12 protein-coding genes are annotated in these 14,196 nt (G+C 67.1%); 7 read left to right on the top strand and 5 right to left on the bottom strand.

Annotated elements, in window-relative coordinates:
• Positions 1-96: 96 nt before the first annotated feature.
• Both Rhe02_RS32015 and Rhe02_RS32010 read left to right on the top strand, forming a co-directional pair.
• Positions 97-612: a SigE family RNA polymerase sigma factor gene (locus Rhe02_RS32015; protein WP_203912161.1), complete on the top strand. Its 516-nt coding sequence runs from the start codon at positions 97-99 to the stop codon at positions 610-612.
• 2 nt (positions 613-614) lie between these two features.
• The gene (locus Rhe02_RS32010; RefSeq protein ID WP_203912160.1) at positions 615-1,895 is read left to right on the top strand and encodes a hypothetical protein; all 1,281 of its coding nucleotides are present in this window, start codon (positions 615-617) and stop codon (positions 1,893-1,895) included.
• Here the strand turns inward: Rhe02_RS32010 and Rhe02_RS32005 are convergent.
• Positions 1,887-2,153 carry a hypothetical protein gene (locus Rhe02_RS32005; protein WP_203912159.1) on the bottom strand — a complete coding sequence of 89 codons (267 nt, stop codon included), beginning with the start codon at positions 2,151-2,153 and terminating at the stop codon, positions 1,887-1,889. The two genes, Rhe02_RS32010 and Rhe02_RS32005, sit on opposite strands and share 9 nt — an antisense overlap.
• Before the next feature lie 45 nt (positions 2,154-2,198).
• On the bottom strand, positions 2,199-2,804 hold the full coding sequence (locus Rhe02_RS32000) for an HIT family protein (protein ID WP_239124187.1): 606 nt from the start codon (positions 2,802-2,804) through the stop codon (positions 2,199-2,201).
• Between the two features lie 139 nt (positions 2,805-2,943).
• Between Rhe02_RS32000 and Rhe02_RS31995 the strand changes: the two genes are divergently transcribed.
• Entirely contained in the window at positions 2,944-3,459 is a 516-nt protein-coding gene (locus Rhe02_RS31995) for a hypothetical protein (protein WP_203912158.1), read from the top strand.
• Between the two features lie 63 nt (positions 3,460-3,522).
• Positions 3,523-5,511 carry a BTAD domain-containing putative transcriptional regulator gene (locus Rhe02_RS31990; RefSeq protein ID WP_203912157.1) on the top strand — a complete coding sequence of 663 codons (1,989 nt, stop codon included), beginning with the start codon at positions 3,523-3,525 and terminating at the stop codon, positions 5,509-5,511.
• 233 nt (positions 5,512-5,744) lie between these two features.
• Here Rhe02_RS31990 and Rhe02_RS31985 read toward each other — a convergent pair whose 3' ends face one another.
• The 3 genes from Rhe02_RS31985 to Rhe02_RS31975 are packed head-to-tail and all read right to left on the bottom strand — an operon-like array spanning position 5,745 to position 11,287.
• Positions 5,745-6,359, bottom strand: coding sequence for a DUF2625 family protein (locus Rhe02_RS31985; RefSeq protein ID WP_239124186.1), 615 nt, complete (start codon positions 6,357-6,359; stop codon positions 5,745-5,747).
• A 24-nt stretch (positions 6,360-6,383) separates the two neighbouring features.
• A complete protein-coding gene (locus tag Rhe02_RS31980; protein WP_203912155.1) occupies positions 6,384-9,968 on the bottom strand; it encodes a glycoside hydrolase family 2 TIM barrel-domain containing protein in 3,585 nt (1,194 codons plus the stop codon).
• Positions 9,969-10,000: 32 nt separating this feature from the next.
• On the bottom strand, positions 10,001-11,287 hold the full coding sequence (locus tag Rhe02_RS31975; protein WP_203912154.1) for a hypothetical protein: 1,287 nt from the start codon (positions 11,285-11,287) through the stop codon (positions 10,001-10,003).
• Positions 11,288-11,431: 144 nt separating this feature from the next.
• On the opposite strand from Rhe02_RS31975, the gene Rhe02_RS31970 reads away from it, so the two are divergent.
• The 3 genes from Rhe02_RS31970 to Rhe02_RS31960 all read left to right on the top strand — a co-directional run.
• Entirely contained in the window at positions 11,432-12,343 is a 912-nt protein-coding gene (locus Rhe02_RS31970) for a hypothetical protein (RefSeq protein WP_239124185.1), read from the top strand.
• Positions 12,340-12,771: an ABA4-like family protein gene (locus tag Rhe02_RS31965; RefSeq protein ID WP_203912152.1), complete on the top strand. Its 432-nt coding sequence runs from the start codon at positions 12,340-12,342 to the stop codon at positions 12,769-12,771. Before Rhe02_RS31970 ends, Rhe02_RS31965 begins: the two co-directional genes overlap by 4 nt.
• A gap of 457 nt (positions 12,772-13,228) precedes the next feature.
• A partial coding sequence (locus Rhe02_RS31960) for a discoidin domain-containing protein (RefSeq protein ID WP_203912151.1) occupies positions 13,229-14,196 on the top strand: 968 nt, incomplete at its 3' end.

The following is a 14,196-nucleotide window of genomic DNA, read 5'->3' as shown; positions in this document are numbered from 1 at the left end:
AAGCACCTTCACGCCATCTTCACCTCACCTCCATACAACCGATCACCAACCCGGTGACGTGTTCGGGATGGACCGGCCGGACCGAAAGGGGCGCAGGTGCGCGCAGAGTGGGAACGCGACTACGTCGACTTCGTGTCGGCGCGGTTGGCTCGCTGGCACAAGCAGGCTTACCTGCTCGCCGGTGACCCGCACCGTGCCGACGACATCGTTCAGCAGACCTGTACCAATCTGTTCGTGCACTGGCGTAGGGCCAGCACGGCCTACGACCCGGACAGATACGTGAACGCCATGCTGGTCAAGGTTTTCCTCAACGAACGCCGTCGAGGATGGGCCAGACGGGTGTGGCTGACCGACACGCTGCCCGAAATCCCAGTCACCGCAGCCGATCCCGACGACCGCACCATGTTGCGTCACGCGCTGACCCAGCTCCCGCCGCGGCAACGGGCCGTGCTCGTGCTGCGCTACGTCTACGACCTGCCGGTGGCCGAGGTGGCCGCGCTGCTTGGCTGTTCCGACGGAACGGTCAAAAGCCAGGCCTACCACGGACTTGCCGGACTACGCCGGCTTCTGGGCACCGATGCCCTCGCCGCCCTTGCCAATCGAGGAGAGTGACAGTGAAGACCGATGATGTGGGTGCCCGGGCGCTGCTGGGGCCGATGCTCGACGAGACGGTGCCACCGTCCAAAGTGGAGGTTTCCCGGTTGGTGGCCGCGGGCCGCAGCCGGGTACGGGTTCGGCGCTGGGCCGGGATTTCCGGCGCCGGCGCGCTCACGGCGGTGGCGCTGATCGGGGGCTCGCTGCTCGTTCAGCCGAACCAGCCGCCGGCCGCCGCGCTGCAGACCGCGACGTCAACCGCGCCTTCCCCCGCGACCGGGTCCCGGCCTGCGCCGCCGGCGTTTCCGACCTCTTGCACCGGGAGGCTCTTACCGGTACCCGGAAAAACAATCAGCAGTTATATAAGCGGTGGCGATCCGAGTGGCCGCTACCTCGTCGGGGGCTATGCGACAGACACTTCCGGCCATCGCCCGGTGCTGTGGGACAACGGCAATCCCGTCATCATCCCGGCGCCCGGCGGCGACCTGGTCGCCATCGAGGTCAATGACCGCGGCATCGTCGCCGGGACCACCGACAAGATCGGCAACGGCACGGTGGAGCAGATCAATTGGGTCTACCGCGACGGCAGGGTGAGCCCGCTGGGTGAGCCGGCCACCAAACCCGGGACCTTCATCCAGGTCATCGACATCAACTCGGGTGGCGACATCCTCCTCGACAGCCGCCCCCGCACCGGCGTGGATCCCAACCGAGGTCCCGGAATCTGGACGGCCGCCGGTCAGGGCACCTTCCGCCCTCTGGCCGACCCGGGCAACCTCGGTGAGCTGACCGCCAGCGCCCTCGACGAGGACGGCACGGTGGTCGGGCGTTACCTTGTGGGTCAAGGGTTCGAAGGCGAGAGGACGCTGGTGTGGAAAGCCGACGGGCAGCTCACCAAGCCGTCCCCACCAGCCGGGTACGGACCCGGCGGCGCGCTGCGCCTGGTGCGCGGCGGATTCGCGGTCGGCTACTACCAGCAGCCCGGCAAGCAACCCCATGAAGTCAACACCGTCCGGCGCGACCTGCGCACCGGGATCGACACCGCGATTCCCGCCCTCGCCGGGGCCGGGGCCGTCAACGCGCACGGCTGGGTGGCCGGGCTGATTCGCGAATCCGGGCAGGGGCAGACCCCGGCCATCACCACCGGTACCCAACTGATCAAACTGCCGCTGCCGGCCGGAGCGATTGCGTCAAGCGACGGCGTCGGCGCCTACCACCTCAGCGACGACGGGCGAACGGTCGCCGGCAACGTGGCGGTGAACAGAGACTATCTCGGTGCCGCGGTCTGGCGCTGCCTACCGTAGCCCGACGGTGCCGCCATCGCCCTGGCCCGTTCGCCGAGCGGCGGACACATGCCAGCGGTGCGATGGCGGCACCAATAGCAGCACCATGGTGGCGAAAAGCGCGACCCCGATGACCACAAAGGACACACCCGAAGCGACCAGCTGCCAAGGCGTGGCGGGTTCCCGCACCGGGCTGATGTCCTCAAATCCCTCCGGCACGACGAGGAACGGCAGCGCCAGGAAAGCGAACACACCGCCGCACACGCACAGGGTCAGCACGATGAGCTGATAGAAGGCTGCACACGGACAGCGCCTGGTCTCTGCTCATAACTGGGCCTCTCCTCCCTCGGCGGCGAGAGCCGCCGCGACCGCGCTCAGCGACGCCCGCCACTCCTGTTCGGGCGCCTTGGGAATCACGTCATCCCAGATCGGAAGGCAGGTGCCACGCATCTGCACCATGCCGGCCGGCCGGGCGATCAGCCAGAAGTGTAGATGCGCCCCGCCATCGCCCCATTTATTGACGTGTACGCGGGCGATCCCGCCCAGGGAAAGGATGGCCCGCTCCACCCGCTGCAGCATCGGCCCCAGCTCCGCCGACAGATCGGCGGGCAGGTCGGCCAGATCGTGGTGGGCCAGCGGGCACAACAGCACCATCACCGGAAGCCCGGTCGGCCCGCCGCTGTGGATCACCCGCCACCTGTCGTCGGACCAGACCGCGTTCTTCAGCGGATCCTGGCAGCCACCGCACGACTGCGGCCCGTCCTCGCCAAACCGTGGCGGCTCCGGCAGCACCGGCTCGTCCAGCACCTTGATCTGGAGATCCCCCTCGAACGGAAAGATCTCCCAGAACGGGATGCCCTCGGCGGGAAACGGAATCCTCCGGCCGATGGGCAGCCGGGCGACGAACGGGTGACGTTCCTGCATGCTCATGGCCGCCGATCTTGCCACAGCTGTCGCGTTCGCGCTGGCCCGCGCGGGTGTGAGCAGGCCCTGAACCAGCCTTGAGACCACTGTGACCCGCGTCAATACGGTGCCTACTATCCACTCGCGACCCAGAAGGGAACCGACGATGAGGCGCAAACTCGCAGCCGCTCTCGCCATCGCTGTCACCTCGATCGGCCTCACCACGCTAGCCGCAGCTCCGGCTTCGGCCGCCCCCGCCATCGGCTGCAACACCGCCGACTACTCCGTGCCCGACATCTACGCCGAGGCCGGTGGGCAAATCAAGATCCTCGGCTGGCACAACGCGAGCTACGTCGGCCAATACGGCGGGATAGGCAGCGTCTATCGAATTTGGCACTACACCTACACGTCCAACAACGGCGGAGGCACCCACTACACCGGCGGGGCCGCCGTGCGGTGCAATTCGGCCAACGAGCAACTTGGCTTTACCGATCTGACCAAGGAGACGCTGACCGCCAGCGACCACCCCAAGTGCGGCGTGATCAGCTACACCGTCGGCTCCAACAGCTACACCTACATCGGCAGCCGCTACAACGACGGCGACAAGTTCCGGTACTGGGGACAGTTCATCGACGGGGGAACCTTCTTCTTCAAGGGCACCTCCTCGGTGCGCTGCGACTGAGTGAAAGGTGTCACTGTCGGGATGGCGGCAGCCCACGCTGGCCCGACACGGTGAACTCAAGCTATGAGCGGGGCGTGGGCGAAGGCAGACTCACTGGCCGCGGCTGGTGACATCGACGCCTCGCTTGCCGCCTATCGGGACCTTGCCACCGAGGTGCCGGCCACCCATCCGGGTCTGGCCTGGCGCCTCGGTCTCGTTCACTACCTGTTGCGCGGCTCGCCCAGAGATGCCCTGGATTGCCTGAGCCAAGCCGAACTGTCCGAAGAGGACACCGCCGACGAAGCGCTCGTGCTGGCCTGGATGTCGTCGGCGCAATGGGCGCTGGGCGACGTGGAAGCCTGTGCGTCCCTTGCCCTTCGGGCCTTCGCCGCCGCCGAACGGTCCGCCGACAGCAGCGCCCTCGCCGCCGCGCATGTGGCGCTCGCCTTCCGCGCGATGATGACCGGCGACCGTCCCGGTAACTCCACCCACTACACCAAGGCTCTCAGGTTCGCCGAGGCGGCGCAGGACAGCGTGCAGGTGATCCGGGTGCGGATGAACCGCGCCAGCCACTTCATGGACGAGGCATGCGTCGACGAGGCGCTGGAAGACCTGACGGTCGCCGTGGCCGAGGCGGAACGGCTCGGAAACTCGGTGCTGCTGGCGGTTTCGCTCACCAACGAGGGCGATGCCCTGTCCACCACCGGCCGCCTGGACGAGGCAGCGGAACGGTTCCGCCGCGCCATCCAGATCTGCCAGGAAGCTGGATCGACCAAGATTTGCTTCCCGCTGCAAAGCCTCGGCGAGGTCTATCGCCGTCGAGCTCAACCGGCGCTGGCTCGCGCGGCCTATGAGGAAGTCATTCCAATAGCCGAAAAGCATGGCCATCTTCAGGTACTGGTTCCAGCCCTGGCCGGTCTGGCCATGGTGCTGGCCGACAGCGACTCCGCGGCCGCGCTGGCCGTGGCCAAACGTGCCCGTGCCGAGGCGGTGGGGCCGTTCATCACGGTGGCGCTGCTCGCCATGGCCCGTGCGACCCTAGCCGAAGGGGATCGGGAGAGGGCCGCCGAGCTCGCCGAGGAGGCGCAATGCTCGGCGCGGGCACACCGCGATCGCATTGGAGTGGCCAGAGCGCTGGAGCTGCAAGCGGAAAGCTGCGACGAATGGGAACGCTCCGGCCGCTACCTGACCGAGGCACGCAGCATCTGGCGCGACATCGGCGCAGTCTTCGACGCCGACCGTGTCACCGTGGCCCTCGGCCGTCTGCCGATGGTGCTCACCGAGACCTACACCGACGCCACCCTTGCCGCGCAAAGGCTCAGCGCCGCAGGCCTGTCCACCGGTTCGCCCGCAGCGACCACCACCATCCGCACCCTGGGCCGTTTCGAAGTGCTGGTCGCCGGAAAGCCGATGCCGCCCTCGGCCTGGCAATCGCGCAAAGCCCGTGACCTGTTGCGCCTCTTGGTCTCCAGACGCGGCCGCCCCGCCATGCGAGAGGAGCTGATCGAGCTGCTCTGGGCCGACGAACGCGGCTCCGGCCCCGACAAACGCGCTCATCGCTTGGCGGTGGCCCTGTCCATCGTCCGCGGCATGCTCGATGGCGCAAAGCAATCCTGCACAGACAGCGTCGTGCTCGCAGACGGCAGCAGCGTCGCCCTCGACGTCACCCGCACCGTCATCGACCTGGAAACCTTTATGCGCCAAGCAGAGCACGGCCTACGCCTGTGCCGCGACGGCCACCTCGACGAGGGCAGGGCCATCCTCGCCTCCGCCGAGCGCCTCTACACTGGAGACTTCCTGGAAGACGAACCATACGATGACTGGAGCACCATCCCCCGCGAGCAAGCACGCGCCACCTACCTGCGCGTAGGCCGCACCCTAGCCGATTGCGCCCGCCACCTCGGCCAGACCGACGAAGCAATCCACTACCTGCTCCGCATCCTCGCCATGGACGCCTACGACGAACAAAGCCACCGCCACCTCATAGACTCCTACGCCCAAGCCGGCCGTCACGGAGAAGCCCGCAGAGCCCGCGACCGCTACACAGCAGCCATGCGCGAAATCGGCGTCTAGCCCCTCCGGCCGCACCCACCGCCGAGCCTTGGCCACCCTTCAAGCCCTGGCCGCCAGCTCAGCTCGACCGCGCCGCCGCCCCCCGGGACAGTGCTTTCGCCAGCGGCACACACCCCACCTGCGCTTCCCTCTCGGCTTCCAGCGATCTTCACCCGTTGAGCCACGCCGTAGCCGACGTCGCGTCATCGCCGTTGCGAACGTCACGGAAACCGGCTGCGACGAAAGGTCCAGAATTACTGGCGCGGGGACTTCTGCCTTGCCATCTCGTGGTGCAGCGACACCAGCTCGGCCATCGGGATCGGGGTGCGGGAGACCGCGGAAAGGTCGCGGCCTTCGCGGCTCGATGGCGGTGGGGAGGTGTGGATGCCCTGGTCGAGGCGGAGGCGGAGGACTTCCGACTCCCAGCCTGGCCAGCGTAGATAGTTGTAGAAGCCGGTCAGCGAGCCCGAAAGCACCGCGTAGAGCCAGTCGGCGTAGCCCTGCTCCAGGTCGAGCCAGTTGAGGTCGTCGGGGCCGAAGTAGTGGATGGTGGGCTGCTTGCCGGGCTCGGCGGGCAGCCAGGCGAACTGGCCACCCAGCACGTCGTAGCCGACGACCAGGCCGTGCCGTCCGGCCTCGACCAGCACGTCGGGCAGGCCGTCTCCGCCGCTGCCGAGCACCCGCAGCCAGCGGTAGTCAACGAGCAGGCCGCCTGTGTTGGCGATGACTGCGCCTAGCCATGAACGCGTGGTGACACCCAACGTGGCCAGGCACATTTCGGCGCGCCGCGGGTCGGGTGGGATGGTTTGCACCGGGTAGGGGGCGGCCGCTATCGCCGCACCGACCTCGAGCCAACCGGAACCCGTCACGCCGCGCATCTTGCCATAGGGACGTCAGCTGACGATATCGACGCGGTCGGGGACGACGAAATCTGGGCCGACGACGCGCAGGCGGAAGGTGTGGGTGCCGGGGGAGAGGGTGGGGCTTGTCCACAGCAGCACGTTGCCGGCCCGGGTGGTGGCGTTGAAGCTGACCGAGGTTTCCGCGCCGCCGTCGATGGACACCGCCCCGATGCCGTGCCTGGGGTCACGAACCCCATAAAGCCTTATCTGGGTACCGGTAAAAGTAAGCGTGACAAAGTCGTTGGCGACGTTGTTCCAGGTGTTGGTGCCCGCGAAGAGGTCGGCCCCGCAGTTGGTGCACGACTGCCAGGCGCCGGTATAGGCGAACTGCGGTGATCGATCGTCGAGCGTGGTGATCACGGGACCGCCGGTGGCGGTGCCGACCTGGAGGTTGGCCACGGCAGTGAAGGCGGCGCCGGTGACCGAGGTCAGCGCGCGCAGGCGCACGTAGCGGCCGGTCTTGGCGGTGAAGTTGACGGTCTGCTCGGCGGTGGAGTTCGGGAAGGTGCCGGTGGCGACGGCCGGTCCCCAGGTCGTGCCGTCGGCGCTGACGTAGAACTCATATTGGCCGATGCGGCCGTTGGCGTTGTCCTGCCTTGGCAGATAACGGAAAGAGGAGACGCCGTAGCTCGCGCCGAGGTCGATCTGGATCTCGTGCGGCAGCGGATCGGTGGCCTCCTGCCAGCGCGAATGCCAGAACGTCTGCGAGCTGGAGTCGAAGGCGCTGATGGCCGGGCCGCTGAGACTTTGGCCCTCGCCTTCGAGTTCCTGGCTGTCCACGAAACGCAGCGACCACTGGCTCTGCGGGATCAGGGAGCCGGGCGCGGCGGCCGGCGCGGCGATCGTGGCCGGGGCGGCGGAGACAACGGTGGCGCGGTCAAGCGCGACCGGGCCGTTGCCGGTGACCCTGACCCGCAGCGTGTGGCTGCCCTGGGCGAGGGTGGCGCTGGTCCACAGGGCGACGTTGCCGCGCCTGGTGGCGTTGGCGAAGCTGACCGTCTGTTCGGCACCGCCGTCGATGGAGATGGCGGCGGAGCCGTGGGTCGGGTCCTGCACGCCATAGAGCACGACTCTGTTGCCGGTGAAGGTGAGCGCGGCGGCGTCGTTGGCGGTGGAGCTCCAGGTGTTGTCCTTGTTGAACACGATGCTGTCCGACCCGTTGGACCAGCCTGTTCCGGCGTAGGCGAACTGATGGTTGCCGGTACCGGTGACCCGGTCGTTGACGTCGATCGGGAAGCCGAACGAGTAGGAGCCGCTGGTAGGCACGATGGCGGCGGTGAACGCGGCGACGGCGACGTTGACCGCGGGGGCCGAGGTCAGGCCGGGTGCGCTGGCGGAGAGACCGATCGTGCCGGTCTGGCCGAGGGCGCTCTTCACATAGACCGCGCCGACTCCCGCCTCGAGCGTGAGCGGGTTCTCGCCGACCACGGCGCCGGGGCCGCTGACCGTGAAGCTGACCGGCGCGTTGCTGGTGGGCACGACCTGGTTGTTGGCGTCCAGAGCCCGTACCACCACGCGGGTCATGTCAGCGCCGTCGGCCTGGATCGAGGAGTCGTCGGCGGTGAGGGTGAGCCGGGTGGCCGCGCCCGGGGTGAACTGGGTATCGGTCGCGACGATGGTTCCGCCGATATAGCAGTCCGCGCGCAGGCTCCCGGCGACCGGGGTCACGTTGTTGAACTGGAAGAACGGGTGCGGCAGTGACGTGTACGCGTTGGGGCTGATCCGCCCCCGCGACGTGCCGTTGGCGAACAGCTCGACCTGCTGGCAGTTGCCCGCGACGTAGATGGTCGGCGAGGAGCCGGCCGTCCAGTGGCTGTTGATGGACACGTAGGCGCCGTAAAGGGCCGGGTCGCGTTGGGAGGAGAACACGGAAGCGGCGAACTTCGGGATCCGGAAGATGTCGGAGACCCCGTGGTAGCAGGTGAAGTCCAAACACGACGGTGAGTCGAAGGTGGTGTTGTAGTCGAAGGAGACCCAGTCCAGCGCCCCGGCGATGTTGGCCTTCGCGTTGGCCTGGTTCTGCACGTTGAGGTGGGTGCGCATGGTCTGCAGCAGCACCCGTTCCGGGTCCCAGCTGCGGTCCGGGTCGGTATGGCCGACGGCTTCGGTGATGAGCCACGGCAACACCGCCGGGTCCTGTGCGCCACCGGAAAAATCGTTGTAGGTGTAGACGTCTTCGAGGAACTGGCTGGTGCGGAAGTTGCGGATGCCGCCGGTCGGCCGGCTCGGGTCGAGCTGGCGGGCCAGGTTGTTGGTGCGCGTGTAGAAGGCGCTGTTGTCACCGGACTCGTTGATCCGCACGCCCCACAGCACGATCGCGGGGTGGTTGCGGTCCCGGGTCACCATCTCGCGCACGTTCTCCACGGCGAGGTCCTGCCAGGCGGTGTTGCCGATGAACTGCCAGCCCGGGATCTCCTCCAGCACCATCAGCCCGATCTCGTCGGCACGGTCGAGGAACTCGGGGTCCTGGGGATAGTGCGAGGTGCGCACGATATTGATGCCCAGCTCGAATTTGAGGATGTCGGCATCCTTGGCCTGCAAGCGATTTGGCGCGGCCCGGCCGATGTAGGGGAAGGACTCGTGGCGGTCCAGGCCGCGCAGCTTGAACGGCGAGCCGTTGAGGTAGAAACGGCCGTCGGTGGCGTTGAACTGGATCGAGCGGATGCCCAGCCGAGTGCGGTGCTCGTCGACGAAGGTCGAGCCGTCGCGCACCTGCGTGTAAACGTTGTAGAGGTAAGGCGTGTCCGGGTGCCAGCGGTTCGGGTTGGCCACGGCCGAGGTGTTGTAGGCGAACTCGAAGGCGGAGTTGGCGGCGATGCTCTGGGTCGCGGTACCGGTGGCAACAACGTTATTGGTCGCGTCCACCACATTGGTCACCACGGTGACGGACTTGGCGACGGTGCTGTCGTTGCGCACCCGGGTGCGGGCGTTGACCGTCGCGCTGGTGGCACTGACCGAGGGTGTGGTGATGAAGGCCCAGTCCACCCGGACCGGATCGGCGACGATCATGTTCACGTCGCGGACGATTCCGCCCCAGACGAAGTAGTCGATCGAGCCGCCCTCGGGCGGGATGTCGTTGCGCGTCATCGAGTCGACCTTGACCGCGATCACGTTGTCGCCGCCCCCGAAGCTCACGAAGGGCGTGATGTCAAAGGTGAACGAGGTGTAGGCGCCCCGGTGCTGGCCGACGAAGGTGCCGTTGACGTAGACATCGGCGACCTTGGCCACGCCCTGGAACTCGACGGCGATCCGGCGGCCGCTGTACGCGGCGGGCAGGGTGAAGTGGCGGCGGTACCAGGAGACCGGGACCTCGAACGCGCCCTTGGGGAACGCCTTGTGCGGGTGGGTACGGAAGTAGGGCAGCGAGACCGGAACGAAGGTGGACTCGTTCAGGCCGACGGCCTGGCCGTTGCCCGCGGCAACCTCGCCGGCGAACAGCCAGTTGGTGTTGAAATTGAGCACCGCTCGGTTCGAGGCCTGTGGCACGTAGGGTGCCGCCCACGAGGTGGACGGCAGCCCCACGAGCATGAGCGCGACGGTGGACAACGTTGTCAGGGCCGCGGCCAACTTCCGCATGGGCTCGTTGTACTCCCATACATCGATGTCCGTCAAGCCAGGTAGGGCGTCAATCCCTCGTACCAGACGTCGGCCATCAGCCAGCCACCATTGGTGTTGTGGTGGATGTGATCGGCCCGCATGCAGCCCACGTTCTCCGCGTCGACCTCCTGCCCGCCCTGGAACTCGGTGTCGTCGGCCGCGACCGATGCGGGCCGCCCGACCGAGGCCGGGATGGACCACGTGGTGATGCCGACGTCGTAACAGTCGTCGCTACGCAGATGCATCCTTCGATAGTCGATCTCGCCGAGATGGATGCGCGCGTCGAGGCCGACCCGGGTGGTCAGCTGCTGAACGCTGCGCCACTCCCAGTACACCAAAGGATTGTAGAAATGGTCGAAAGGCCTTGCCGCCGTTGGGGTTCGCGTGTTGTGCAGGCGGCAGTTGGCCTGTTCGGAGACCGGGTAGTTGGGGCAGTTCGCCCCGAACTCGAGCGGCTTCTGGGTGACGAAGACATGGTCGACGCTGTCGGCGCCGTAGTTGTTGAGCAGCGCGAGGGAGAAGCGCTCCAGCCACCCGGCGTAGACCACGTGCGCGGCATCGGCCCCGTTGACTGCGCCGTCGCAGGTCCAGTCGATGGATCCGTTGACGACCCCGCTGCGGCCGTTGGTGCACGGCTCCGCCGCGTCGTTGATGCGCGAAGCGGGCCACAGGTCGGCGGCGGTGACCTGGCCGTCGCCGGAGAAGTCGTCAATGGGCCAGCTGCGGTTGGTGGTGTCCTGGATCAGGGCCAGCGTCACGTCCATGCGCTGCCAGCAGGTACGGAATCCGCTGGTGGAATGCGCGCCGGTGGAGTCGTAATAGGTGCAGGAGATGTTGGCCGGGGCGGTGTTGGCGCACGCGCCGCCGGTCGGGTCGGCCGAGCCGCTCAGCGCCCGGTCCACCCTGACCCGCCGGGCCGACCAGCGGTTGCCCTGGGCGTCGGTGCACCACTGCTGCACATTAGAGCCCGCCACCCGGTTGAACTGAAGATCCGTGGGCGTGAACTTCGCTTGGCTCCAAAGGAAACCGCCATCGCCGCCGGTGATCAGCTCGAACACCTGATAGTTCCGGCCGTCGGCGGCGTTGGCGTTGAGTGCCTGCGCCAGCTTCTGCGGATAGTCACCCTGGTCACTGGTGCTGTGCCCGAGGATCAGCAAACCCACGTTGGTGCGGTGGCCGTTCACCTCCCGGGGGAGGCCCAGCGAGGCGCGCGCCGCTGCGGCCTCGGTGGCGAGAGGCGCGGTGAGCAGCGTCACCGCGATCAGCAAAGTCGTTGTCAGTGCTCGGATTCGAGGCATGTTCCAGGCTAACGACGCTCCCATGTCGACTCAACGAGGTGAATGTAAGGCTTCCATTCGGGAAGTGGATAGTGTAACTTACCGATAGTAGAAAGTGCCGCTATCCAAGATTGGCTGGTCGTGATGAGATCCCACCGCGTTCTAATGATCACCGCCGCTGGCATGCTCGTTCTTGCCGTGGTGAGCGGCGTCGGCCTGATCGTCGACGACCGCACCCTGGTCGGTGCGCCGATCTGGTTGAAACCATTGAAGTTCAGCATCTCGCTGACCATCTATACGGTCACCATGGCGTGGCTCATCTCGCTGCTGACCCGCGGCAGAAAAGCCGCCACCCGGCTGGGCACGGTCATCGCGGTGGCCGCCTTCATAGAGATGGCCATCATCGTGGGCCAGGTCGTGCGCGGCCGGCAAAGCCACTTCAACGTGGCCACCGCGCTTGATGCCGCCCTCTTCTCCACGATGGGTGTCACCATCGTCGTGGTCTGGCTGGCCACCCTCTGGATAGGAGTGCTCCTGATGATCCAGCGCATCGGCGACCGGCCGACCGCGCTGGCCATCCGCTCCGGGGTGGTGATCGCGCTGGGCGGCCTGGCCACCGGATTCCTGATGACCAACCCCACCTCCGACCAGCTGGCCAAAATGGACAGCGCCCCGCCCACGCTCGTCGGCGCCCACAGCGTCGGCGTGCCCGACGGGGGAGCCGGGCTGCCGATTCTGGGCTGGAGCACCGAAGGTGGCGACCTGCGCGTCGGTCACTTTGTGGGAATGCATGCGCTGCAAGCACTTCCGCTGCTGGCTTTCCTGCTCGTGCTGGCCGCCCGCCGCTTCGCCCGCCTGCGTGATGAGCTGCTGCGCACCCGCGTCGTGCTCATCTTCGCCGGCGCCCACGCCGCCATCACCCTGCTGGTGATCTGGCAGGCCCTGCGCGGCCAGCCGTTGCTCAAGCCCGACACGCTCACGCTGTCGGCCTTGCTCGCCATCGCGGCGGCCGCGATGATCGGTCTCGTGCTGTCCTTCACCCGCCCGGCCCGCGTTGAGACGGCGGTGGCCGCATGACCGAGCGCCTGTTCGACCTCGCGTTTCTGATGGCTCTTCCGTTCTGGTTGCTCATCATCTTGGTACCGGGCTGGGCCTGGACCAAGCGCATCATCGGCTCCCCGCTGATCGTGCTCGCTCCGCTCGCCATCTACTTCGTCGTGGTCGCGCCCATCTTCGGCACGTTCGCCGCCGAGATGCTCCAACCCGACCTGGCCGGAGTCCAATCCATCCTGTCCACCCCCCGCGGCACAGCCCTGGTCTGGGCCCACCTGATCGCCTTCGACCTGTTCATAGGCCGCTGGATCTACCTGGACAGCCGAGAGCGCCGCATCCACCCGCTCCTCGTGGCACCCCTGTTCATCCTGACGATCCTGTTGTCCCCCTTCGGTTTGGTCGCCTATCTGGCGCTTCGCGCCTTCTTCCGCAAGCCGGCCCCAGCCGCCTGACGCCCCCGCCGCGCCCCGCGAGGATCTCGCCGCGGGCGCGGCGTGCGGGTCGCCGCCGCAGGCGGCGGGCGCAACCAAGCACGCAGCTCGCGTTGCCGCCGGGAGATGCGGCGAGCAACCACGACGGTCCGGCGCAAAAAGTTATTCTTGGCGACTTATGGCTGCTATAGCAACCATAAGTCGCCAAGTTTGCGTGCAACGCCATGCCGCCGGCGGGAGCGAGAGCCCGGAAGAGCAGGCATCGACTGAGTTATCAATCGACATCGACCGTTGACGTGCGGGTAGCACGTCGGTAACCTTTGGCGAACAACAGTGCAAAATTCTTGCATAAGAACGTTTGATTTCGTGCATCGAGCCGCAACTTCTGCAGGAATTAGGCACGGGATTGGCCTGCGCGGGCGGCCGCTCGGCCCGCTGGCCGGATCCTCCTTCGTTCCAGACCACAGATAGGAACGCAATGAGAACCAGGCAGGTAATCCAGCGGCTGGTTGCGGCTCTTGCCGCCACCGGCCTGCTCATCTCCGCGGGGCCGGTTGTCACGGCCTCGGCGGCGGGCGGCCCCAATCTCGCAGCCGGCAAAGCGGTTGCCGTCAGCAGCACCAACGGCGGGTTCGTCGCCGGCAATCTCAACGATGGCAACCAGGGCAGCTATTGGGAGAGTGTGAACAACGCCTTCCCGCAGTGGGCGCGCGTCGATCTCGGCAGCCCAACCCCGATCGACCAGGTGATCCTCAAGTTGCCGGCGGGCTGGGGGAGCCGGGTGCAAACCCTTGCGGTGCAAGGCAGTCTCGACGGAACGGGCTTCTCCACGATCGTCGGGTCGACCGGCTACACGTTCAACCCGACCGCGACGATCAACTTCCCGGCGACGACCACCCGTTATGTACGGGTGGAAATCACCGCCAACACCGGGTGGACCGCGGCGCAGATCTCCGAATTCGAGATCTACGGTGTGGCCAGCTCGTCGGGGAACCTGGCTCAGGGCAAGACAATGTCGGAGAGCAGCCACGCCGACGTCTATGTCGCGAGCAACGCCAATGACGGCAACCAGGCCAGCTACTGGGAGAGCGCCAACAACGCCTTCCCGCAGTGGCTGCAGGTCGACCTCGGGGCCGCGGTGGCCATCAACCGGGTCGTGCTGAAGATCCCGTCGGGCTGGGGTGCCAGGACCCAGACGCTTTCGGTTCAGGGCAGCACCACCGGGTCGTCGTTCACGACGATCGTCGCGTCGGCCGGCTACAACTTCGCGCCGACCGTGACGATCAATTTCAACCAGACCACGACCCGTTACGTGCGGATCAACATCACCGCGAACACGGTGTGGCCGGCCGGGCAGATCTCCGAATTCGAGGTTTACGGGCCGACGAGCGGCGACACCCAGGCGCCGACCGCGCCCAGCAACCTCGCCTTCACGCTTCCGGCGAG

It is taken from the genome of Rhizocola hellebori (assembly GCF_016862955.1).
Taxonomy (GTDB): domain Bacteria; phylum Actinomycetota; class Actinomycetes; order Mycobacteriales; family Micromonosporaceae; genus Rhizocola; species Rhizocola hellebori.
This window is presented reverse-complemented; position numbering and strand designations above follow the sequence as displayed.